The organism is Streptomyces sp. NBC_01463 (assembly GCA_036227345.1).
In the GTDB taxonomy this organism is placed as follows: domain Bacteria; phylum Actinomycetota; class Actinomycetes; order Streptomycetales; family Streptomycetaceae; genus Streptomyces.
Window position 1 is genome coordinate 2042307 of record CP109468.1, and the last position, 23127, is coordinate 2065433.

Consider the following 23127-nt stretch of genomic DNA (forward strand, 5'->3'; position numbering starts at 1 on the left):
CAGTTATGCAGGCAGCACTCCAGACCCGTACCGGCAGACGAACGGCCGGTCCCGCGGCCCGCCGCTCGCGCACCGCGCTCGCCGCCGGGCTGCTCACCGCCGTCCTCGCGCTGAGCGGCTGCGGCGCGGCCGGTGACGACGGCGCGAGCTCCGACCGGCCCGCGCTCTCCGCCAAGCGGCAGGACAAGGCGGACTCCGCGGCCGGGGAGGGGGAGGCCGACGGCAAGCAGGCACCCGCGAAGTCGGCGGAGCCGAAGAAGCCGGACCCGGCGTCCGCGCCGCACGTCATCCGCACCGCGGCACTGTCCGTGCAGGTCAAGAGCGCCTCCAGGGCCGCCGCGAGCGCCCGGACCGTCGCGCAGGACGCGGGCGGTCTGGTCGCCGACGAGAGCACCGAGCAGGTCGACGAGACGCACGACTCCTCGCATCTCGTCCTGCGGGTGCCCCAGGACGCGTACGACCGTGTGCTGCGGGAGCTCTCGGGGGCGGGGAAGCTCCTCTCCCGTACGTCGACCGCGAAGGACGTCACGGACCAGGTCGTCGACACCGACAGCCGGATCGCCACCCAGCGCGCCAGCGTGGCGCGGGTGCGCAAGCTGATGGACCGGGCCGACAGGCTCGCCGACGTGGTCACGCTGGAAGGCGAACTGAGCAGCCGTCAGGCGGCCCTGGAGTCGCTGCTCGCCCAGCAGGCCTCGCTGAAGGACCGTACGGGCATGGCCACGATCACGCTCGACCTGACGGAGCCGGAGACGGCCGCCGAGGACGACGACGAAGGTCCGGGGTTCCTGGACGCCCTGTCGGGCGGCTGGGACGCCTTCGTGACGACGCTGCGGTGGATCGCGATGGTGCTGGGCGCCTCGGCCCCGTTCCTGGCCGTGGCCGCCGTGCTGCTGGTCCTGTGGCGGGTGCTGCTGCGCCGCCGGGGCAGGAGGGCGGGGGCGCCGCCGGCCGGCGAGTGAGGTCTCCCGGGGGCGCCGCGGCGCCCCCGGGTTCCGCCGCGCCGTAGCGTGGGCCCCTCGGACGGGGTGTCGAAGGGACCTGGCATGGCGGCGGAACGACTGGTGGTCATCGGAGGCGACGCGGCGGGCATGTCGGCGGCGTCGCAGGCACGCCGGCTCAAGGGCCCGGACGAGCTGAGCATCACCGCCTTCGAGCGGGGCCACTTCACCTCGTACTCCGCCTGCGGCATCCCGTACTGGGTCGGCGGCGACGTGGAACAGCGGGACGACCTGATCGCCCGCACGCCCGAGGAGCACCGGGCCCGCGCCATCGACCTGCGCACGCGCACCGAGGTGACCGAGATCGACGTCGCCGGGCAGCGGGTGCGCTCGCTTGACCGGGACTCGGGCGAGAGCGCCTGGACCGGTTTCGACAAGCTGGTGATCGCGACGGGCGCCCGTCCGGTGCGGCCCGCGCTGCCCGGCATGGACGCGGCCGGGGTGCACGGTGTGCAGACGCTGGACGACGGGCAGGCCCTGCTGGACTCCCTGGACCGGGCGGGCGGTGAGCGCCGGCGCGCGGTCGTCGTCGGCGCGGGCTACATCGGGGTCGAGATGGCCGAGGCGATGCTGAAGCGCGGCTTCGAGGTGACCGTCCTCAACCGGGGCGAGCAGCCGATGGCGACGCTCGACCCCGACATGGGGCGTCTCGTCCACGACGCGATGGACGGGCTCGGGATCACGACGGTGAACAGGGCCGCGGTCACCGCGATCCGCACCGGGCCGGACGGCCGGGTGGCCGCCGTCGAGACGGCCGACGCGTCCTACCCGGCGGACGTGGTGGTGCTCGGCATCGGCGTCGAGCCGGAGACGGCACTGGCCCGGGCGGTCGGGCTGCCGCTCGGCCCGCACGGCGGGCTGCTCACCGATCTGTCGATGCGGGTCGTGGGCCACGACAACATCTGGGCGGGCGGCGACTGCGTCGAGGTCCTGGACCTGGTGGCGGGCCGCACCCGGCACATCGCGCTGGGCACGCACGCCAACAAGCACGGCCAGATCATCGGTTCGAACGTGGGCGGCGGCTACGGCACGTTCCCCGGCGTGGTCGGCACCGCGGTGAGCAAGGTCTGCGACCTGGAGATCGCCAGGACCGGTCTGCGCGAGAAGGACGCCCGCGCGGTGGGCCTGCGGTTCGTCTCGGCGACGATCGAGTCGACGGGCCGGGCGGGCTACTACCCGGGGGCGCGGCCCATGACGGTGAAGATGCTCGCGGAGTACCGCACGGGGCGGCTGCTGGGCGTGCAGATCGTGGGCCGGGACGGGGCGGCGAAGCGGGTGGACGTGGCGGCGGTGGCGCTCACCGCGGGAATGACGGTCGAGCGGATGACGTCGCTGGACCTGGGGTACGCGCCGCCGTTCTCGCCCGTCTGGGACCCGGTGCTGGTGGCGGCGCGCAAGACGGTGACGGCGCTGCGGCAGGCGGGCACCGCCTGAGCGGCGCCCGCCTGCCCGTCGTTCAGCGTGCGGTGCTGGTGTGGACGTACTCGACGAGCCGCGACAGCGCGTCGGGGTCCATGTTCGGCATCACGCCGTGGCCCAGGTTGAAGATGTGGCCCTCCAGGCCCGCGGCGGCGTCCAGCACCTCCTGCGTCTTGGCCTCCACCGCGGCGGTCGGGGCGAAGAGCACGGCGGGGTCGAGGTTGCCCTGGAGCGCCTTGCCGGGGCCGACGCGGCGCGCGGCCTCGTCGAGCGGGACCCGCCAGTCGACGCCGACGACGTCCGCGCCGGCCTCGCCCATGAGGCCGAGCAGTTCACCGGTGCCGACACCGAAGTGGATGCGCGGGACGTCGTACGACGCGACGGCGTCGAGGACCTTCGCGGAGGCGGGCAGCACCGAGCGGCGGTAGTCGGCGGGGGCCAGCGCGCCGACCCAGGAGTCGAAGAGCTGCACGGCGGAGGCGCCGGCCTCGATCTGGACCTTGAGGAAGGCGCCGGTGATGTCGGCGAGACGGTCGAGCAGGTCGGCCCAGAGCTCCGGGTCGCCGTACATCAGGGCCTTGGTGTGCTCGTGGTTGCGGGACGGGCCGCCCTCGACCAGGTAGCTGGCGAGGGTGAAGGGAGCGCCGGCGAAACCGATCAGCGGGGTGGAGCCCAGCTCCGCGGTGAGCAGGCCGATGGCCTCGGTGACGTACCAGACGTCCTCGGGGGTGAGATCGCGCAGCCGGGCCAGGTCGGCCCGCGAACGGATCGGTTCGGCGATCACCGGTCCGACGCCGGGCTTGATGTCGAGGTCGATGCCGATCGCCTTGAGCGGGACGACGATGTCGCTGAAGTAGACCGCGGCGTCGACCTTGTGGCGGCGCACGGGCTGCATCGTGATCTCGGCGACGAGCTCCGGCATCGTGCAGGACTCGAGCATCGGAATGCCTTCGCGCGCCTTCAGGTACTCGGGCAGCGAGCGTCCCGCCTGGCGCATGAACCAGACCGGCGTGTGCGGCACGGGCTCGCGCCTGCACGCCTTCAGGAACGCCGAGTCGTGGGTGGCGGGGGTCTTCGTCTGCTGGCCCGAGGGGCGGTCAATAGCACTCACACACAGAATCTTCGCACGCACACGGAATGAGCCCTGCCCCGCACGGGTGTCCTTCCGCGCGCGAGGCTCCGGTTCCGCCTACTCTTCCCGGCATGGCTCCGGCGCAGGGACACTTCTCCGATCAATCCGATGGTGACAGCGAGGACAGTGCGGAGGGTGGTTCCGTCCCGCCCGCGTTCCGTTCGGCGGTGGACGCGCTGCGCTCGGCGCGGCTGCGCCCCGAACTGGAGGTGGAGCCGACGCGGCCGCCCAAACGGCTCGCTCCGTACGCGTACGCGCTGGAGGCGGCGGTCGTCGACGGCGAGGACGACCTCGCGGACGGGCGGCTCGTCCTGCTCCACGACCCGGACGGCCACGAGGCCTGGCAGGGCAACTTCCGGCTGGTGACGCTGGTGCGTGCCGAGCTGGAGCCGGAGATGGCCTCCGACCCGCTGCTGCCGGAGGTGTGCTGGTCGTGGCTGACGGGAGCACTGGAGGCGCGCGGTCTGTCGTTCGGGGAGGCGGGCGGCACGGTCACCCGGGCGGGATCGCACTACTTCGGTGCGCTGGAGACGCGGCGGCCGGCCACACAGATCGAGATCCGGGCGTCCTGGACGCCGCGCGAGGGCCGCGGCGGGGTGCCGGACACGGCGGCGCACCTGATGGCGTGGGGCGACCTGCTGTGCCAGATCGCCGGCCTGCCGCCGTCGGGTCCCGTGGACGCGGCGGTGGTGACGCTGCCGCAGCGGCGCGGTCCGCAGGTCTCGTAGGCGTCCGCCCGCGCGAGCCCCCCGCTCCGGATTTCCGTTCCGGATCCGCGTCTCCGCGTCCAGGTTCCGTGACACAGCGTCACGGAACCTCGCACAGTCACCGGCTCTTTTTTCGTACAATCGATCGCGCGTCCTATTTGCCCGAATTGTTACTCACCAAATCGTGATCTTCCTCTAAAGGAGCAGGGGTCTGCTGCCGAAGGAGTCAATGACCCTTCAAGCACGGTTCGCCCCGGCTTCATCCCCGAGCCGGCCCGTCCCGCCACTCCCCAGGAGGCCTGGTGTCCGTTCTCCTCGAGCAGCCCGCAAGCCTGGTCGCCTACCGCCCGAACAAGCCGACGGCCATGGTCGTCGTGGCCGACCCGCGCGTCCGTTCCACCGTCACCCGCCATCTGTGGGCACTCGGAGTACGTGACGTCATCGAGGCGTCGTCCATCGCGGAGGCCCGCCCCCGCGTCGGCAACCCGCGCGACATCTGCGTAGCCGACGTCCACCTGCCCGACGGTTCCGGGCTGACCCTGCTGTCCGAAACCCGAGCCGCCGGCTGGCCGAACGGCCTCGCCCTCTCCGCCGCCGACGACATCGGCGCCGTGCGCAACGCCCTCGCGGGCGGCGTCAAGGGCTACGTCGTCACCGGCACCCGTACCAACATCGGCCACCCCACCCGTCCCGGCGTCGCACCCATCGGCGCCACCGCCGCCCGTATGCACCGCCGGCCCCCCGGCACCCCGAGCCACCCGGGCGGCTACCGCGAACTGTCCGGACGTGAGGTGGAGGTCCTGCGCCTCGTCGCCGAAGGACAGTCCAACAAGGCGATCGGCGTCTCCATGGGGCTGTCCGCCCTGACCGTCAAGAGCCACCTCGCCCGCATCGCCCGCAAACTCGGCACCGGGGACCGCGCAGGCATGGTCGCCGTCGCCCTGCGAACGGGCATCATCCACTGAATCCCGACGAAACCGCACCCCCGCCGGTGTGCAGAGATGCGGAACCGGCTGGATTACATGCATCGGCGCCCGTCGACGGATCATTCCGTCGACGGGCGCCGTACATACACAGATACCCTTGACACGTGACCGACGCCCAAGAGACCGCAGCAGACACTTCACTGCGAACCACCGGGGGCGCCCCCCCGGACGACGTCGCCCCGGCGCCGATCCCCTTGCTCGAACCGCGCGAGGGCATTCCACCGGTGGTGGCCTCCGACGATGCCCTGGCCGGGGTGATCGCGGCCTTCGCCGCGGGCACCGGCCCGGTGGCCGTCGACGCCGAGCGCGCCTCCGGCTACCGCTACGGGCAGCGCGCCTACCTCGTGCAGCTGCGCCGTGAGGGCGCGGGCAGCGCGCTCGTCGACCCGGTCGGCTGTCCCGACCTGTCCGGGCTCGGGGAGGCGCTGCGCGGAACCGAGTGGATCCTGCACGCGGCGACCCAGGACCTGCCCTGTCTGCGCGAGATAGGGATGACCCCGACCGGGCTCTTCGACACCGAGCTGGCCGGACGGCTGGCCGGGTTCCCGCGGGTCGGCCTCGGCGCCATGGTCGAGAGCGTGCTCGGCTACTCACTGGAGAAGGGCCACTCCGCCGTCGACTGGTCCACCCGCCCGCTGCCCGACCCCTGGCTGCGCTACGCGGCGCTCGACGTCGAGCTGCTGATCGACCTGCGCAACTCGCTGGAGGAGGAGCTCGACCGGCAGGGCAAGCTGGAGTGGGCGCAGGAGGAGTTCGCGGCCATCGCCTCGGCACCGCCCGCTCCCCCGCGCCAGGACCCGTGGCGCCGCACCTCCGGCATGCACAAGGTCCGCCGCCGCCGGCAGATGGCCGTGGTCAGGGAGCTGTGGACGCTGCGCGACCAGGTCGCACGGCGCCGCGACATCTCCCCCGGCAAGGTGCTCGGCGACGCCGCGATCGTGGAGGCCGCGCTCGCGCTCCCGCCGAACACCCAGGCGCTGACCGCCCTGCCCGGCTTCGGCCACCGCATGGGCCGGCGCCAGCTGGAGCAGTGGCAGGGGGCCGTGGACCGGGCGAAGGAGCTGCCCGACACGGAGCTGCCGCAGCCCGGCCAGCCCCTCACGGGCCCGCCCCCGCCCCGCGCCTGGGCGGACAAGGACCCGGCGGCCGCCGCCCGGCTGTCGGCCGCCCGCACCGCCGTGTCCGAGCTCGCGGAGCGGCTGAACATGCCGCAGGAGAACCTCATCACCCCCGACACCGTGCGCCGGGTCTGCTGGGAGCCGCCGAAGAACCTGACGCCGGACACGGTCGAGAACGCACTCGCCGGATACGGTGCGCGGCACTGGCAGATCGAGCAGGTGGGCCCGATCCTGCTCCGCGCGCTCGCCTCGGAAGCCTGAGGGAGTCCGGGAAATCCGAAGAATTCGGAGGAGGGCCGCCTGAGAAGGCATGGGACAGGGGCGTATTCACGCCAGGTTCCACGAGCTCCCCGGACCCGCACCACGCGCTCGTCCCAGGCCCGGACGGCCCCTTTTCGGGGCCGTCCGGGCCTTTTCGCGCATGTGACCTTCGCCGCTCCCGCCACAAGGACTGGGCAGTCTGGTTACCCGCAAGTAGCATGTGGGTGGCGGCGCGCTCCTGGGCGTGCCCCGCAGCAGTGCCATCCCGCACCCTGGAGGAGAGCCATCGTGCCTCGTACCATCCGGGACGTCGTCTTCGTCGACGGCGTCCGCACCCCGTTCGGCAAAGCGGGCCCGAAGGGCATCTACCACGAGACCCGCGCCGACGATCTCGTCGTGAAGGCCATCCGGGAGCTGCTGCGCCGCAACCCGGACCTGGACCCCGCCAAGATCGACGAGGTCGCCATCGCCGCGACCACACAGATCGGCGACCAGGGCCTCACGCTCGGCCGCACCGCCGGAATCCTGGCCGGTCTGCCGCAGTCCGTCCCCGGTTACTCGATCGACCGCATGTGCGCGGGCGCCCTGACCGCCGTCACCTCGACGGCCGGCTCGATCGCCTTCGGCGCGTACGACGTCGTCGTCGCCGGTGGCGTCGAGCACATGGGCCGCCACCCGATGGGCGAGGGCGTGGACCCGAACCCGCGCTTCGTGTCGGAGAAGCTGGTCGACGAGTCCGCCCTGTTCATGGGCATGACCGCGGAGAACCTGCACGACCGGTACCCCACGATCACCAAGCAGCGCGCCGACGAGTACGCGGTGCGTTCGCAGGAGAAGGCCGCCAAGGCGTACGCCAACGGCAAGATCCAGCAGGACCTGGTGCCGGTCTCCGTGCGCCGCACGAACGCGGAGGCCGGTGAGACGGGCTGGGGCCTGGTCACCGCCGACGAGCCGATGCGCCCGGGCACCACGCTGGAGTCCCTGGCCGGTCTGAAGACCCCGTTCCGCGCCCACGGCCGCGTGACGGCCGGCAACGCCGCGGGTCTCAACGACGGCGCCACCGCCTCGCTGCTCGCCGCCGAGGACGTCGCCCGCGAGCTGGGCCTCCCGGTCAAGATGCGCCTCGTCTCCTACGCCTTCGCCGGCGTCGAGCCGGAGGTCATGGGCTACGGCCCGATCCCGGCGACGGAGAAGGCGCTGTCGAAGGCCGGGCTGTCCATCTCGGACATCGGTCTCTTCGAGATCAACGAGGCGTTCGCCGTGCAGGTGCTCGCCTTCCTGGAGCACTACGGCATCGCCGACGACGACGCCCGCGTCAACCAGTACGGCGGCGCGATCGCCTACGGCCACCCGCTGGCCTCCTCCGGCGTCCGGCTGATGACCCAGCTGGCCCGCCAGTTCGAGGAGCAGCCGGAGGTCCGCTACGGCCTGACGACCATGTGCGTCGGCTTCGGCATGGGCGCCACGGTCGTCTGGGAGAACCCGCACTTCGACGGAGGCAACAAGTGAGCACGACCACCACTGAGCTTCTGAAGGGCGCGGCCGAGCTGTTCCCCGGCGAGGTCGTCACCCAGGCGCACGTACGCCACCTGGACCTCCCGGGCGGTGCGGGCAACTTCGCCCTCATCACCCTGGACAACGGCCTGGACCACACCAAGCCGACCACCTTCGGACCGCAGTCGCTGGCGAACCTGAACGCCGCCATCGACCAGGTCGAGAAGGAGGCCGCCGAGGGCACGGTCACCGGTATCGGCATCACCGGCAAGCCGTTCATCTTCGCGGTCGGCGCCGACCTCAAGGGCGTCGAGCTGCTGAAGGAGCACAGCGACGCGCTGGCCATCGGCAAGGGCGGCCACGACGTCTTCCGCCGCCTTTCCGGCCTCGCGGTCCCGACGTTCGCGTACTACAACGGCGCGGCGATGGGCGGCGGTGTCGAGGTCGGTCTGCACTGCTCGTACCGCACCGTCTCCAAGGCGCTGCCCGCGTTCTCGCTGCCCGAGGTCTTCCTCGGTCTGGTCCCCGGCTGGGGCGGCTGCGCGCTGCTCCCCAACCTGATCGGCGCGGACCGCGCGGTCTCGGTGATCATCGAGAACTCGCTGAACCAGAACCGCCAGCTCAAGGGCAAGCAGGTCTTCGAGCTCGGGATCGCCGACGCGCTCTTCGAGGGCGCGGACTTCCTGGAGCAGTCGCTGATCTGGACGGCGAACGTCCTGAACGGCACGCTCACGGTGGAGCGCCCCGAGATCGACCGCGGTGACGCCTGGGACCAGGCCGTCGCCCGGGGCAGGGCCATCGCCGACTCCAAGGTGCACGGCGCCGCCCCGGCCGCGTACCGCGCGCTGGAGATCATCGCCGCGGCCAAGGACGGCGACCTGAGCGCCGGTTTCGACGCCGAGGACCAGGCCCTCGCGGACCTGATCATGGGCGGCGAGCTGCGCTCCGGGATCTACTCGTTCAACCTGGTCCAGAAGCGCGCCAAGCGCCCGGCCGGTGCCCCGGACAAGGCCCTGGCCCGTCCGGTCACCAAGGTCGGCGTGGTGGGCGCGGGCCTGATGGCCTCACAGCTCGCGCTGCTCTTCCTGCGCCGCCTCGAAGTACCGGTCGTGCTGACGGACATCGACCAGGCGCGCGTCGACAAGGGTGTGGGCTACGTCCACGCCGAGATCGAGAAGCTGCTCGGCAAGGGCCGCATCAACCAGGACAAGGCCAACCGTCTGAAGGCCCTGGTCTCCGGTGTGCTGGACAAGGCGGAGGGCTTCGCCGACGCCGACTTCATCATCGAGGCGGTCTTCGAGGAGATCGGCGTCAAGCAGCAGGTGTTCGCGGAGGTCGAGGCGGTCGCCCCGGCGCACGCGATCCTCGCCACCAACACCTCGTCCCTCTCGGTCACCGAGATGGCGTCGAAGCTGAAGAACCCCGAGCGGGTCGTCGGTTTCCACTTCTTCAACCCGGTCGCGATCCTCCCGCTCCTGGAGATCGTCCGCGGCGAGCAGACCGACGACGCCTCGCTGGCCACGGCCTTCGGTGTCGCCCGCAAGCTGAAGAAGACCGCGGTGCTGGTGAAGGACGCCCCGGCGTTCGTCGTGAACCGCATCCTCACCCGCTTCATGGGCGAGATCCAGAACGTCATCGACGAGGGCACCCCGGTCGAGGTCGCGGAGAAGGCCATCGAGCCGCTCGGCCTGCCGATGTCCCCGCTGGTGCTCCTGGAGCTGGTCGGCCCGGCGATCGGCCTGCACGTCTCCGAGACCCTGAACCGCGCCTTCCCGGAGCGCTTCACCGTCTCCGAGAACCTGGCGGCCGTGGTCAAGGCCGGCAAGCGCGGTTTCTACGTCTACGACTCCGGCAAGCCGGAGCTGGACCCGGAGGTCGCCGCACTCCTGAAGCAGGGCGATGTCGTCCTGTCCGAGGAGCAGGTCCGCGACCGCGTCCTGGACGCGGTGGCGCAGGAGATCGGTCTGATGCTGGACGAGGGCGTCGTCGCCGAGGCCCAGGACATCGACCTCTGCCTGATTACCGGCGCGGGCTGGCCCTTCCACCTGGGCGGCATCACGCCGTACCTGGACCGCGAGGGCGTCTCCGAGCGGGTGAACGGGAAGAAGTTCCTGGCGCAGGGCGTGGCGAGCGTCCCGGCGTAACACCCTTCGTTTCCTCGGACCGCGGCCCGGCACACCTGTGCCGGGCCGCGGTTCATTCGGCGATCACCGCCAGGGCGGTGGCCACCGCCCGTTCGGTGCGGGCGCCGCCCGGCGAGTCGGTCGGCCGGTTCCACAGCCGGTCCTCGACCACCATGGTCGTCGAACCTCCGCCGTCCAGGTTCACGGCGTCGGCCGCCCCCATCGAGACCATGAGGTCCGCCGCCTCCTGGAGCGAGACGCCGGCACTGATTCCGGGCCTCCGGCCGTCGAACGTCACCAGCAGGAGGGTTCCGTCCGCGGTGACGCCCGCCACGGTTCGGGGCTCCCGCTGCGCGACCGCGGCGCGGGAGAGCCCGTTGGCCTCGGCGTTGATCCGGGTCCGGCCGTCCCGGACCAGTGCGGGACCCGCCCCGATGACCGAGGTCTGCGTACCGGACAGCCGTACCTCCCGGCTGTCGTACACGGCGGAGGTCACCGCGACGGACGCCCCGGGCCGGGCGTGGCGCGAGAGCCATTCCGCGCCCTTGCCGATCCCGGACAGGACGCGTCCCCCGGACGGCACCGGGCCCCCGGCGGGCACCCGGAGTGCCGTCACCTTTCCGGTGCTGTCGAGGAGTGCGTCCACGCTGCCCCTGCCGCCCTTGGGGGAGGCGGCGCCCCATGCGGCGCCGATGGCCACGATCTCGTCCGGGTCCAGGCACAGCTGGTTGTGGACCGGGTAGGAGACGGGTTCGCCGGTACGGGCGAGCCGGTCTCCGCCGACTCCTCCGCAGCCCACGATGCGCCCGGGCACCCGGTTGATCCCGTCCAGCTCCCGGTGCGCGCCGTCGGACGCGGCGAGGGACGAGGACGTGGAGACCTCGTCGATGCGGGGACGTGTGGCGGGGCCTCCGAGGATCAGGGCGGTCCGTCCGTTGGCCGCCTCGCTCAGCAGACTGCCTCCCGTCGCGTACACCCCGAGCGGGTCCCCCTCGTAGCCGCTGAACGCCGGCCCGCCGCGGATGTCGAAGTAGGAGGCGTTCACCGCGGCCCAGGCACCCGCCTCATGGGCCATGCTGCGCACGGTCGCGGACGCGGCCAGGCCCCTGCCGTGCACGCCCTTCACCGTCACCCGCGCACCGGGCGACAGCGAGATCACACTGATCCTGACGGGGCTGCCGTCGGCGAGCCGGCGGGTGGACCGCTCCAGTTCCACCCCGTCGGGGACGGTCGGGGCGGGCGCACCCGTCCCCGGGGACGCCGAGCGCTTCGCGGGCGGGGCGCCGGGGCTCCCGCCGGGCCCGGGACCGCATGCCGCTGCCAGCAGGCCGACGGTCAGGGCCCACACGCCGAACCGGACGCGTGCCGGTGTCACACTGCCCCCTGGTGGACTGGACGTTCTCGGCCCCTGGACACTGGCGGGCCTCAGCCCGCGATCACTCCGGGCGTGGTGCCCAGATCGCCCACGAAGACGGTGACCTGCGCACGTGTGAGCCGGTCCGCCGCGTCGGCGAGTACGTAGTCGAACGAGTCGTAGCCCGCGAACCCGGTGACCGGGCTGTAGGTCACCAGCCCGTCGGGGCCGACGCCCGTCTCCCCGAAACGGGCCGGGCCGACGCCGACCAGCCGCACGCCGTCCCCCAGTCCGTCCGTGAGGCCGTTGACCGCGCCCCGGTACCCGGGCGGCACCATGAGCTTCCTGCCCTGGGCCGGGAGCGGGGCGATCCGGTAGCCGAGCTGCTTGATCGACCGGGTGCTCGCCGTGAGGCTGCTCCCGCCGTCGGCGATGATGCCTGCCCGCAGCTGCGGTACGAGGAAGGCGTCCAGGGGCACGTTCTCATGAACCGTCAGCGCGAACCGGGCCGTCCGTTCCTCCCCCGGGACGGTGGAGGTCGCATACCGGTCGCCCACCGCGAGCAGGCTCATCCCGGCGGCCCCTTCCACCACGGCCACCCTGCTGAACGACTCGACCATCAGATAGCCGTAGTAGCGCGATCCCGGCCCCTCGGGTACGACCTTGAGCTCGAACGCGGCCGTCTCGCCCGGTCGCAGCGGACGGGCCGGGTCCTTGTCCCCGTGAAGCTCCACGGTGCAGACGATGGCCGGGTTTCCGGGCTGGACGCTCCTCAGCCGTGCGATCGGGTACATGCGCGTGTCCGTCACAGTTCCGCCCCCGCGCCGGAGGTCCTGGCCCGGGTCAAGGCGGCATGGGTCTCGTCGTCGAGCCAGGTCACCGCCGTGGGCGGGAAATCCTGCCGGTCGAGATCGACGGCCCAGTTCGGCGGGATGATCTGCTGCGCGACGAGCGAGTAGGCGACGAAACGGGCGCAGGCGATGGCTCCGGCGGGAATCAGGTGCCCCGGATCGTCGAAGCCGTCGGGATAGTTCGGATGCTCACCCGGCCGGAGGTGAACGAACAGCGAACGGGTGCCCTCGTCCCCCAGCTCCGTCCACCACGACAGGCTCTGGTGATACAGATCGATGTAGGGCGTGCTGGTCTCGACGGCGACGTCATGCATCGCCATGGCGTATTCCACGTGCTCACGCGAGAGGTTTCCGTGCACGTCGTGGGTGTTCCGCTCGTGCGTGCTCACCAGCACCGGGTGCGCGTTGCGCGAGCGGGCGCCGTGCACGAAACGGCGGAGACAGGAACGGAAGTCGCCGAAGGCCTCGGTCCGCAGCCATTTCTCGGGCTTGGCATCATTGATGCCGAACGAGATGAGCAGGTAGTCGCCCGGCGCGATGTTCTCCAGAATCCAGTCCAGCCGGCCGCGCTCACTGAAGGTGCGGGAACTGGCTCCCGCCCGGGCGCAGTTCACGATCTCGACCCGGGGATCGAAGAAGAGCGGAAGCACCTGCCCCCACCCGGTCATCGGCGCCCGGCTCATCTCCCTCGCGACCGAGGTCGAATCACCGGCGATGAAGATCCGGTATGCGGGCTCCATGCCCGCCCCGCTCTCAGGCAGCACTTTCCCACACCTTCTCGGTCTGCCGCACGTGACCGGGGACCACCGGTCCCGGCGGTGCGAGGGCGCTCGCCCCCGCGGTGCCCAGGCTGTCGATCGCCTCGAAGACCCGCTCGCAGTTCCCGTGGTCCCGGTGGGCGAAGAACTGCTCGGCCCGCTCGCGGTACGGGGACTGCACGACGAACCGGTTCCTGATCGAGGCGATGATCTCGTCCACGGCGGTGTCCACCGTCCGGCAGACGGGACCGAACCCGTCCGTCGAGAGGTCGAAGTAGCCGCGCTTGTAGTGCCGCCCGTAGAAGTCCTCCTCGTCGAAGGGCACATGGACGATCGGGGTGTCCATGTAGGCCACGTCGAAGAAGACGGAGGAATAGTCCGTCACCATCAGGGCGCATTCCTTCATGGCCTGCTGCACATTGCGTGCCTGCGGATCGGCCACGATGATCGACGGCGAATCGAGCTGGAAGTGATGGAGGTAGGGACGGATCTCGTAGTGCGGGAAGAACTCCAGGTCGACGCCGAAGTGGTCCAGCGCCCGCGCGAGCCGGGCGTCGGACAGGAGCGCGCGGTAGAACCGGAAGTACTCGGACTGTGTGAAGGACGTCTTCGCCGGGCCCGCGCCCTTCTTGTACGAAGCCGTGACGATCCACTGGCGCCAGGTCGGCATGAGAAGGATGCGCGGGCGCTCCCTCGGCTCCTTGCGCAGCGCGTCGAACCGGGTGAAGCCGGCGAGCACGGCCCTCGATCCGTATCCCGCCTCCTCGGCGAAGAACTCGCGCTCCTGACGCCCGCCGGTGATGATCATGTCGTAGCTGGTGATCCACTGCGACGCACCGCTCGTCACGTCGTTGTACGTGATGCCGTGCTGCAGGAATATGCGCTGGTACCGGATCAGCTCACCGAACCGGTGCAGGTAGAGAGCCTTCCGGTAGCCCTGCGGGACCAGATAGGACTCGGAGTCGTAGGCCCCGATGAGCTTGGTCGCGTGGAGCAGGTACATGCGGTGCTTCCACGAGCCCAGCTTCAGTACGTTTCCGTACGGACTCACCTTCGCGAAATCGGCGGAGTCACCGTCGATGACGTAGTAGGCGCGGCATCGCTTCCGGTTCTCCCTGATCCACTTGAAGAAGTGGTACGAGTTGTCCTGCGCCGTGTCCGAGCGTTCGCCGATGATCCATATCTCGCGCGAGTGCAGCAGGGGATAGACGAGCCAGTAGGCCAGCCTCATCCGCCAGCCCGGGTTCCGCCGCTTCATGATCCGGAGTTCACGCGCGGTCCGCCACAGGACTTGCTTCAGACGGGCCCTCACCGTGCGGTTGATCAGTCTGAAGTGCAGGGAGTCGCTGTCCCCGATCGTCATCATGTACCGGTACCCGCCGACTTCACCGACGCCCTTGAGGCGGTGCAGCGGCAGCCGGGCCTTCATCACCACGTTGCGGTGACGCGTGCCGTCGGGCGAATGAACGCGCAGCCGGAAGTCGCCCGCCCTGAACCCGCCCTCGACGAGCTTGCTCAGCGGGATCTCGGCGTACCAGCCGGCATAGACGTCCTTGCCGTTCCTGGCGTTGTTGAGGTCCCGCCGGTAGATCTGCCGGAGCGGAACGACGATCTTCTCCGCACGCGTCTGATGGACGAACTCCAGGAGGTTGACGAACTTCGAGTCGATGTTCATGCCCGGGAAGGACATGCAGCCTTCGACCACCAGAACCGAGCCCCGCGCGCGCACGGACTCCACGACGACGTTGGGGTCCTTCACGCGGGCGGCACTCGACTGCCGTGCGGGATTCCCGAACATCCGGAAGAAGCCCTGGTCGTCCACCTGAACGGCCAGCGGAACGTTCTCCAGGACGTCCTCCGGCGCGACGAACAGGGCGAAGTTCCCGGTCTTCGCCGCATAGTGGTCGAGCTGCTGCGCCGGGTTGGTGACGAACTCGTCGATCACGTCGTCCGGGATGTCCGCGTAGTGCGACCGGATCCCGGGGAATATCTCCTCCAGTTGCGACCTCCCCATCATGTTGCGGGCGTTGCAGAGGAATCCCTTGTACGTACGGGTCACGTACCTCTGGAAGATCCTGCGGATCTCCGGTGACTCGTCCGCCGACATGTTCAGCAGGAAGTGGTTGAGCTTCAGGTGGTCCCAGTAGTTCGCCGGCTTGCTCCACAGCGAGTCCATGATGGACGAACCGTCGGGGCGGCCCCGGTAGTAGTAGACGGGCCGGTCGACCACGCTGATGGCGCCGGAGCGCAGCATCGCGGGCAGCGTCAGCCACGCGTCCTCGAAGTGGACGCCCTCACCGAAGCGCAGACCCAGGTCGCGCAGCAGCCCGGTGCTGAAGAGCTTGTTGCACGCCGAGCCGCTGAAGACCAGGTCCGGCACCTCGGCGAAGTCCTTGACCAGGCGGTCGCCGCCCCCGAAGTACTGCTTCCAGGGGCCGTAGGGGCGGTCCGGGAAGTTGACCAGGTCGCCGACCACGACGTCCGACGCGTCGCGCCGGGCCGCCCGGAGCATGTGCGCCAAGGCGTCCTCGCCGAGGATGTCGTCGGAGTCGAGGAAGGTGACGTAGGGCGCCGTGACCCGGTCGAGGCCGTTGTTGCGGGCGTTCCCGAGACCGCCGTTCTCCTGGTGGACGACGACCACGTTGGCGTAGAAGCCGGCGAAGTGGTCCAGCATGCGCGAGGTGTCGTCGGTGGATCCGTCGTCGACGAGGATGACCTGGGTGTCGGCGAAGCCGCTCTGGGCGGCGACCGAGCCGAGACAGTCGTCGATGTACTTCTCGACGTTGTAGCAGGGCACGACGACCGCGAGACCGTACTCCCCCGTCACGTACGGCAGTGGCGGGGAGATCCTGTTCCGCCACCACATCCAGGGCGCGGCCGGGTCGCTCTGCTCGGCGTCGAAGGTCCTGCGCCCGTCGGCGGCGCATCGCAGGGCCAGGTTGCCGCTGACGGTGCGGTACCCCTCCAGCTCCTGGTCCTGCGCCCGGAAGGTGAAGGCGGAGAGGTCGCTGTCGCGCACGTTGAGCGGGGACCGGGAGCGGGTCCGCTTCCACTCCACGATGACGGAGACGTTCCAGACGGTGCTGTCGGAGAATTCCCTGCCGAGCACGGACTCCAGGTCCACCACACCGCCGAAGCCCACGAACCGCTCGTCGACCTCCGTGCCCGAGACGGCGGCGGTGAGGTCCCGCTTCGTGAACCGGTTGCGGACGGCCAGGGTGAGCTTGAGGTCGTCGCCCGCCGCTATCCGCCCGAAACGGTTGACGAGGCTGCCATCGAACCGGAGCTTTCCGCCGGTCAGCGACCAGCGGTCCAGCTGGGCGAAGAGCGGTACCTGGGAGAGGTTCGCGGCGGACAGACCGAGTTCCGTCACGTCGAGCATGCGCCGGGCCTCCGGCAGATGCAGGTGATCGCCCGACCAGTAGACGCGCCCCTCCTCCTCGACCAGGAAGGACGACAGGGTGCTCTTGCGCTGGGCGTAGTCCAGGGTCGTGAGCGCCGCTTCGATCTCCTGGTACATGAGCAGGAAGGCGCGGACCCGGTCGACGGGGTCGCAGAGCTCGAACGCCTCCTCACTGATCGAGAAGAGGTAGTTGCTCGCGATCTGCGCGAAGCCCTGCTGGAAGTCCGGGTCGCCTTCGGCGAGTGCGCGCATGTAGAGGCGGAGATCGTGGGCGAGGAACTTGGAGTCCTTGCGCACCTTGAGCTGCCACAGACCGCGGTCCAGGAGGAACGCGTCGGTGGCACGGTGCACCGCGACCCGGTCCGTGATGCTGCGCAGCTCCCCGGTGCGGCCGGTGATGGAACCGCCATCGGATTCCCACATCCACCGGTAGACGGGGTCGGTGATGATCGTGATCCCGTCGGCCAGGCAGCCGGCCACCGTGGAGAAGTAGGTGTCCTCGTAGAAGACCCCTTCCGGGAAGAAGACCCCTTGTGACCGGAGGAAGTCCACCCGGTACAGCTTCGCCGCCGCGATCGGGTCGGTGAGCATCAGGGGGAATTCCACGAGGTTGGGGACGGTGCGCCCCAGTGCGAAGACCTCGGGAGCCCAAGTCTGGCTGTCGCCGGTGGCCCGGTTGGTCCGGACGGCCTTGCCCGCCGTGATGTCGCTGCCCGTCTCCAGCGCACTGGCCAGCAGCAGCTCGCACGCGCGCGGCGGCAGTTCGTCGTCGGCGTCGAGGAACATCACGTACCGGCCGGCGGCCTGGGCGATGCCCATGTTGCGCGGCGCTCCGACGCCACCGCTGTTCTCCGCGCGGCGCAGTACGCGCACGCGCGGGTTGTTGCCGGCGAAGCCCTTGACGACGTCGAGCGTGTTGTCCGTGGAGGCGTCGTCGACGACGACGACCTCGACCAGCTCGTATGTCTGGTTGACGGCGGACTGGACCGCCTTGCCGATGGTCGTCGCGGCGTTGTAGGCGGGGATGACCACTGTCACCCAGACGTCAGGGGTGTCCCGTTCGTTGTTCATCCGACGCTCTCTCGCTCACCCGGGTATCCCTGCTCCTGCGGCAGGGGGTGGTACGGGCCGGCCGCGTGCGACCCGCCGTGCACCGGGAGGACGTAGCCCTCCACCGGCTGCTGCGTGTACGTCTGCGCATGGGGTTCCCATGCGTCGGGTTCGTACGACGTGTACGGCTCGGGGTACGGCTGGAAGTACGGGTCCTCGTCGGGCCGCGGATCGACGAGGCGCTGGTCCACCAGGAATTCGTCCTGCACTCCGCGGCGATGACGGCCGCGGTGCAGGTGGGGGGCGATGGTGCCCGCCTGGGTGGGGGCCGTGCTCAGCTCTTCCATGACGGTGGTGAAGTCGCGGGTGGAGAGCCAGAACTTGTACATGATGACGAGCTCGAAGATGCCGAGCAGGACCGCGGAGACCAGGGTGGTCATCAGGATCCGGCCGATCAGCGGACCGACGATGAAGATGAACATCTGGAACTCGATGCCGCTGATCAGGTGCGGCCTGATCCGGCTGCGGAGCAGGGCCTGACGGAACCGCTGGTACCAGGGGAAGCGGTGGCGGAACTGTGCGTGCAGGTCCACGACGTGCGCGGCTTCGGCCTGTTCCTTGAGCGTCTCGGCCTCGGCTTCGGGGTTCTCGCGCAGCAGGTCCTCCATGAACTGGATCTGCGGCGCCGCCGGCTCGCCCGACGCGCCCCTCGCCGCCTCGGCCGCCGCGAGTTCGGCCTCCTGCTTCTCCCGGGTGACCTTCTCGATCTTCGTACGCATCGACATGCGCATCTTGTAGATCTGCAGGGCGTCCACGTACCGCAGCATGTCGAGGAAGACGACGAGCAGCGCCGCCAGCAGGTACCGCTCGTCCCCGTTCCGCAGGTACTGCCCGCCCATGAGCGCGAGGGCGCAGAACAGCACGCGGATGCGGTCGAAAACGTAGTCCAGCCAGCCGCCGAACACCGTGCCGTTGCCCTTGAGGCGTGCGAGCTTGCCGTCGATGCAGTCGAAGATGAAGCTCAGGTGGTAGAGCGCGGCGCCGATGATGAGGGACTGCGTGTCGCCCTTGAGGAACAGTGCGGCGGAACCGAGCCCCACGAAGAGGGCGGCCCAGGTCACGCGGTTCGGCGTGATGAAGCGGAACCTCGCCATGACGATGAGCATGCGGGTCGCGACAGGATCGACCAGAACAACCGTCCACCACGCGTCACGCTTCTTGCATGTCAGCTTCTGGACAGCACGCAGGGACAGCTTGGCCATAACCCCTCAGTCACGAGAACGACAGCGGACAGCCCGGGCGATGCACGTTCAGGCGAGAGGTGCCTTCATCTTCGCGACATGTCCACGGGTCCCTCACATGAAGGCTTGCGGACTTTATCAAAAACTAAACCGATGTTCACCAGCATTGATCGTTCATATGGAGAAGAACGATCAGCCTCGGTCGGCCACCATCACGCTGTGTACCAGGGGCCGAACTCGAAGCCCCCCGTCCGTGACTCTCGGTTCATCACGGTGAGCTGTGCCTCTCCTGTGAGAGTCGCCACCGTGACCATGCCGGTACGGTCCAGGACCGCCGCGGGCACGCCGTACGGCTCCGCTCCGGCCAGGCTGTTCCACCACACCCCGGCATCGGGCCTGCCCTCGGCGAACGCGCCGACCGCGCACGCGCCGCCGGCGTCGGGCCGCACCAGCAACGAGTAGCTCCACCCGTCGGCCTCGACGCCGCGCACCCCCGTGACCGGGCCCTCGCCCGCGGCCCCGCCGAGCGGAACCGGGGCCGTCGAGCCCAGGTACCACAGCCACGGTTCACCCGTCCCGAGGTCCCGGTAGACCACCGTGCCCGGTTCGGGTCCCGCCGCCATGGAGCCGGCGCAGGGAGCGATGGGCACGGTGCGGTCCTCGGCCCACTCCCCGTCCGGCGCCGGACGGTGCCAGCGCACGACGGCCGCCGAGTCCCGCACCCGGGCGAGGAGCTCGACCTCTCCCTTGTGCGTCGTGACCGTCACCAGTTCGTCGGCCACGCGCACACCCGAGAGGTGCCGCCAGGGGGACCAGCCGCCCTCCGGCCGCTGCTCGCGAAAGCTGACGCTGTGGCCGAAGTTCCGTGCGAAGACCACGAGGCCGCCCGCGGCGTCGAACCCGGCCGCGGGGAATCCGGTCTCCCGGCTCTTGTACGCGTCCCCGGCGTTCGGGCTGCCCAGGGAGTGCCACGGAGTGAGCGGGTGTCCGGTGCGGTACTGGGCGGCGTGCACGATCTCGATGTCATCGCCCCCGCCCTTGCGGGCGGTCCTGCGCAGCGCGAAGAGGTGCGGGAGACCCGAGAAGTCCCGCACGACGCGGAGCCCGGGCATCAGTCGCGGCCCCGGCAGAAGCTCCGGTCCGTCCCAGGCGGTGCCGTGCCGCCGCTGCTGGGTCCACCTCAGCACACCCGCCGCGGAGGGGAGGAAGGCGGACGATCTGCCGTCGAAACCCTCGGTCAGCCAGCCGGTGACAGCCGGATAGCGCGGGCAGGAGACGGCGGCGCCGTGGGCGGTGGGGGGTTCCGTACGCCGGCAGTCCACGAGGACGGGAGCCGACGACTCCACCTGGTACTCGCGTGCGGCCCGGAGCGCGACCAGGGCCGCCGCAGCGCGCTCGTCGGGCTCGTCGTACACGGGGCGGCCCGCCTCCATGTCCCAGTCCCGATGGGTCGGATCGGGGTCAGGAACGCGAATCCGCCGCGGCCGCAGCGCAAGCAGTTCCTTCACGACTCCGGCGACGGCGGCCTCGCGCTCCCCGGTCACGAACCGGGGCGGTCCCGCCACCCGGCAGCCGCGCCCCGAGGCATCGGCAAGGGCCCGGTCCAGGGCAGCCCGCCCCTCCTTGCCGTCGTCACGGAGGCAGATCACACCGATTCCGGACCCGCCGGCGGCCTCGGCCGCGACGAGCACCGCGGCGTCTCGCGCGCACTCCGCGACGACGGCCACCCGGCCACTCCCGGCGGTGGTGCTCATATCCGTCTCCAGTCACTCAGGGTCAGACCCGGCCCGTCCGTCTGCCGGGCGAGAACGAGGCAGCCGTCGGTCCCGACCGCCGCCACGACCGCCCGGCCGTGTCCGTCGAGCGCGAGCGACGGGTCCCCGGCGCAGTCCGTACCGGTGTCCGTCCACCACATACCGCCCCGTTCCTCCTCGGCCGGACAGACACCCAGCCGGACCACGCCGTCCGTATCCCGCAGGGCCAGCACCGTGCAGTCGAAACCGTCCACCGTCGCACGCAGTGCCGCGGTCCGCCCGTCCCCGGGGGTGCCGCCGAGCGGCATCGGCCAGTTCCCGGCCCGGAAGGCGACGACACCGGCCCCCCGGACATCGGTCAGGTAGTGCGTCATCCGGCCCGGAGCGGTCTCCAGGGCCGTCGCCGACCCGGGGAGCGGGATCACTCCGGCGTCGTAGCCCCGGACCATGGCCCCGCCCTGGCTGCCCTGGTGCAGATGAAGGGCTGCCACCCGGGTGGGGACGAGCACCTCGACCAGCCCGGCGGCCGTCGCCGCGAGCGAGGGCCGGTCGGTGACGCCCGCGACGTCGAGTTCCTTCCAGGCCTCCCACTGCCCGTGCTTGTCCTCGCGCCGCAGCGCCGCGCCTCCCCAGGCGGTCGGAACGCAGACGTACAGGGCGCCCCCGTCGGCCACGGCTGCCGCGGGAGCTCCCACCTGCTCGGACCGGTCGATGTCCTTGAAGGGATTGCCCAGCGACCGCCACTCGGTGACGGGGCGGCCCGTCTGGAACTGAGTGGCACACACGATGTCCACGGCCGACCTGGCGTCGGCCTTCGGCCGCACCCGGCGTCCGATCAGGTGGGCATAGCGGTTGGGTCCCTGAACCACGGTGAGGTGCGTCAGGTCCTTCGCCGGAAACGTGTCCGGACCCGACCAGCGCGGACCCCCCACGGCCTCCTCCGTCCACCGGAGCAGCGCGTCCTCGGTGTGCACGTAGGCAGTGAGCCTGCCGTCCTGTCCGGCCAGCAGCCAGGGTCCGCCCAGGACCCGGCCGACCGGTCCGGCGCCGGTGGGCGCGCTCCGCCGCTCCGCCTCGTGTGACAGGGCACCCCGCATGGCTCTTCCTCAACCTTCCAGGGCAGCGGCCCTCACATCGGGGGCCAGAATCGAGACATCATAGGCAGGATCGGACACATGAACGGGTGGCTGCCGCCGTGCCCGGCGTCCCGCGCCCAGCCTTCACGGGCACCGGTCGTCCGGTGCCGAGGTCATCACCCCACCGCTCCCGCGGTGTTGTGGAGGTGACGGGGACGGCTCAGATCTCGCGCCACTGCCCGAAGCTCAGGCCCGGCCCGTCCGTCTGCCTCGCCACGCGCGGCACACCGTCCGGGCCGGCGACCGCCATCACCAGCAGGCCCTCGGCGTCGTGCGCCAGCGCCGGGGTGGTCAGGCAGGGGGCTCCGGTGTCGGACCACCACAGGCCGTCGGCCTCGTTCTCGGTGACCCCGACGCCGACGACCGCGGTGCCGTTCGTCCCGCGATGGGCCAGCACCGTGCAGTCGAGCCCGTCCAGGGACGTGCGGACCGCCGCGTGCGGACCGTCGCCCGGGGCGCCGCCCAGGGGCATGGTCCCGGTGCCGGCGCGGTAGGCGACGACCCCGTGCTCGGGATCCGTCCAGTAGTAGGTGGCCCGGCCGGGTGCCGTCTCCAGGACGCTGAGGGAGCCGGGGTCCGCCGTGATCTCCAGGCTCCGGAACGCGCCGAATCCCCCGGCGGGCTCCTGCTGCTCCCAGTACAGGCAGGCCTCGTGCGTCGCCGCGAGGAGCACGACGCAGCCGGAGGCGAGCGCGACCACCGCGGGCTCCTGCTTGATGTGCTTGCCGCGCAGGTCCTCCCAGCCACGCCATTTCCCGTCGGGCCGCTCGCGGCGCATCATCATGCCCCCGCGCCCGTTGCGTACGGCGATGTGCACCTCGCCGGACTCGCTGACGACGGCGACGGGCGCACCGAGCCTGCGGCCCACGTCGGCTTCCTTGTGCGGGGTGCCGAGCGAGTGCCAGGCCGAGGCCGGGCGGCCGGTCTGGTACTGGATCGCGTGCACGATGTCGACGGTGACCGCTCCGTCGGCCGCGCTTCGTTCACGACGGCCGGCGAAGTGGACGTAGGCATCGGCGTTCTGGGTCACGGACAGATGCGTCAGGTCAGGCGCCGGCACCGTGTCCTGAGCGTCCCAGCCGGGACCGCCCGGGCGGCTCTCCGTCCAGCGGCGCAGGCCGCCCTCCCCGGGGACGTAGGCGGTGAGCCTGCCGTCCTTCCCGCGGGTGAGCCAGATGCCGCGGAGCGCCTTGCTTTCAGGCGCGACCTTCGAGGTCGCACGGGCATCCTGTCCGAGCATGGTCTGCGATCACCTTTCAAGAACCGGTGTTCGAGCAACGCGTGCAGCGTCCCGAAGCTGTCACATCCTAAGCCCCGCCCCGAAGGTGCCTTCCGGCCC

General features: G+C 70.8%; 16 protein-coding genes. 7 read left to right on the forward strand and 9 right to left on the reverse strand.

The window, feature by feature from the left end; genetic code table 11:
- The first annotated feature begins 5 nt into the window (after positions 1 to 5).
- Together OG521_08925 and OG521_08930 are read left to right on the forward strand one after the other, a co-directional pair.
- Positions 6 to 962, forward strand: a complete 957-nt coding sequence (locus OG521_08925) for a DUF4349 domain-containing protein (GenBank protein WUW20907.1) — start codon at positions 6 to 8, stop codon at positions 960 to 962.
- 84 nt (positions 963 to 1046) lie between these two features.
- The gene (locus tag OG521_08930; GenBank protein ID WUW20908.1) at positions 1047 to 2435 is read left to right on the forward strand and encodes an FAD-dependent oxidoreductase; all 1389 of its coding nucleotides are present in this window, start codon (positions 1047 to 1049) and stop codon (positions 2433 to 2435) included.
- Positions 2436 to 2457: 22 nt separating this feature from the next.
- Here the strand turns inward: OG521_08930 and hemE are convergent, their stop codons facing one another.
- Positions 2458 to 3531 (reverse strand): uroporphyrinogen decarboxylase, encoded by a 1074-nt coding sequence (gene hemE / locus OG521_08935; GenBank protein WUW20909.1) that lies wholly within the window; start codon positions 3529 to 3531, stop codon positions 2458 to 2460.
- A gap of 92 nt (positions 3532 to 3623) precedes the next feature.
- Here hemE and OG521_08940 point away from each other — a divergent pair, with 92 nt between their 5' ends.
- The 5 genes from OG521_08940 (at position 3624) to OG521_08960 (ending at position 10262) form a co-directional block, all read left to right on the forward strand.
- Positions 3624 to 4280 carry a DUF3000 domain-containing protein gene (locus OG521_08940; protein WUW20910.1) on the forward strand — a complete coding sequence of 219 codons (657 nt, stop codon included), beginning with the start codon at positions 3624 to 3626 and terminating at the stop codon, positions 4278 to 4280.
- A 281-nt stretch (positions 4281 to 4561) separates the two neighbouring features.
- On the forward strand, positions 4562 to 5224 hold the full coding sequence (locus tag OG521_08945; GenBank protein WUW20911.1) for a response regulator transcription factor: 663 nt from the start codon (positions 4562 to 4564) through the stop codon (positions 5222 to 5224).
- Positions 5225 to 5349: 125 nt separating this feature from the next.
- On the forward strand, positions 5350 to 6624 hold the full coding sequence (locus OG521_08950; protein WUW20912.1) for a ribonuclease D: 1275 nt from the start codon (positions 5350 to 5352) through the stop codon (positions 6622 to 6624).
- 288 nt (positions 6625 to 6912) lie between these two features.
- Positions 6913 to 8133: an acetyl-CoA C-acyltransferase gene (locus OG521_08955; protein WUW20913.1), complete on the forward strand. Its 1221-nt coding sequence runs from the start codon at positions 6913 to 6915 to the stop codon at positions 8131 to 8133.
- Complete coding sequence (locus tag OG521_08960) at positions 8130 to 10262, forward strand: 3-hydroxyacyl-CoA dehydrogenase NAD-binding domain-containing protein (GenBank protein ID WUW20914.1); 2133 nt, start codon at positions 8130 to 8132, stop codon at positions 10260 to 10262. The genes OG521_08955 and OG521_08960 overlap by 4 nt, the downstream gene beginning before the upstream one ends.
- A 52-nt stretch (positions 10263 to 10314) precedes the next feature.
- On the opposite strand, the gene OG521_08965 is transcribed toward OG521_08960, so the two are convergent.
- From OG521_08965 to OG521_09000, 8 genes are all read right to left on the reverse strand, one after another.
- A complete protein-coding gene (locus OG521_08965; protein ID WUW20915.1) occupies positions 10315 to 11616 on the reverse strand; it encodes a phosphodiester glycosidase family protein in 1302 nt (433 codons plus the stop codon).
- 50 nt (positions 11617 to 11666) lie between these two features.
- Positions 11667 to 12389 (reverse strand): cadherin-like domain-containing protein, encoded by a 723-nt coding sequence (locus OG521_08970; protein ID WUW20916.1) that lies wholly within the window; start codon positions 12387 to 12389, stop codon positions 11667 to 11669.
- An 11-nt stretch (positions 12390 to 12400) separates the two neighbouring features.
- Positions 12401 to 13186 carry a rhamnogalacturonan acetylesterase gene (locus tag OG521_08975; GenBank protein ID WUW26617.1) on the reverse strand — a complete coding sequence of 262 codons (786 nt, stop codon included), beginning with the start codon at positions 13184 to 13186 and terminating at the stop codon, positions 12401 to 12403.
- 13 nt (positions 13187 to 13199) lie between these two features.
- Positions 13200 to 17678 (reverse strand): bifunctional glycosyltransferase family 2 protein/CDP-glycerol:glycerophosphate glycerophosphotransferase, encoded by a 4479-nt coding sequence (locus OG521_08980; GenBank protein WUW20917.1) that lies wholly within the window; start codon positions 17676 to 17678, stop codon positions 13200 to 13202.
- Positions 17675 to 18919: a CDP-alcohol phosphatidyltransferase family protein gene (locus tag OG521_08985; protein WUW20918.1), complete on the reverse strand. Its 1245-nt coding sequence runs from the start codon at positions 18917 to 18919 to the stop codon at positions 17675 to 17677. The genes OG521_08980 and OG521_08985 overlap by 4 nt, the downstream gene beginning before the upstream one ends.
- A gap of 191 nt (positions 18920 to 19110) precedes the next feature.
- Positions 19111 to 20652 carry a hypothetical protein gene (locus tag OG521_08990; GenBank protein ID WUW20919.1) on the reverse strand — a complete coding sequence of 514 codons (1542 nt, stop codon included), beginning with the start codon at positions 20650 to 20652 and terminating at the stop codon, positions 19111 to 19113.
- Positions 20649 to 21749, reverse strand: coding sequence for a hypothetical protein (locus tag OG521_08995; GenBank protein ID WUW20920.1), 1101 nt, complete (start codon positions 21747 to 21749; stop codon positions 20649 to 20651). Before OG521_08995 ends, OG521_08990 begins: the two co-directional genes overlap by 4 nt.
- Before the next feature lie 199 nt (positions 21750 to 21948).
- Positions 21949 to 23028 carry a hypothetical protein gene (locus OG521_09000; protein ID WUW20921.1) on the reverse strand — a complete coding sequence of 360 codons (1080 nt, stop codon included), beginning with the start codon at positions 23026 to 23028 and terminating at the stop codon, positions 21949 to 21951.
- Positions 23029 to 23127 lie beyond the last annotated feature (99 nt).

Excerpts from the sequence above, each read along its gene's own strand:
- OG521_08925 (WUW20907.1), top strand. The coding sequence starts at position 6 with ATGCAGGCAGCACTCCAGACCCGTACCGGCAGACGAACGGCCGGTCCC.
- OG521_08930 (WUW20908.1), top strand. The coding sequence starts at position 1,047 with ATGGCGGCGGAACGACTGGTGGTCATCGGAGGCGACGCGGCGGGCATG.
- OG521_08940 (WUW20910.1), top strand. The coding sequence starts at position 3,624 with ATGGCTCCGGCGCAGGGACACTTCTCCGATCAATCCGATGGTGACAGC.
- OG521_08970 (WUW20916.1), bottom strand. The coding sequence starts at position 12,389 with ATGTACCCGATCGCACGGCTGAGGAGCGTCCAGCCCGGAAACCCGGCC.
- OG521_08975 (WUW26617.1), bottom strand. The coding sequence starts at position 13,186 with ATGGAGCCCGCATACCGGATCTTCATCGCCGGTGATTCGACCTCGGTC.
- OG521_08980 (WUW20917.1), bottom strand. The coding sequence starts at position 17,678 with ATGAACAACGAACGGGACACCCCTGACGTCTGGGTGACAGTGGTCATC.
- OG521_08985 (WUW20918.1), bottom strand. The coding sequence starts at position 18,919 with ATGGCCAAGCTGTCCCTGCGTGCTGTCCAGAAGCTGACATGCAAGAAG.
- OG521_08990 (WUW20919.1), bottom strand. The coding sequence starts at position 20,652 with ATGAGCACCACCGCCGGGAGTGGCCGGGTGGCCGTCGTCGCGGAGTGC.
- OG521_08995 (WUW20920.1), bottom strand. The coding sequence starts at position 21,749 with ATGCGGGGTGCCCTGTCACACGAGGCGGAGCGGCGGAGCGCGCCCACC.
- OG521_09000 (WUW20921.1), bottom strand. The coding sequence starts at position 23,028 with ATGCTCGGACAGGATGCCCGTGCGACCTCGAAGGTCGCGCCTGAAAGC.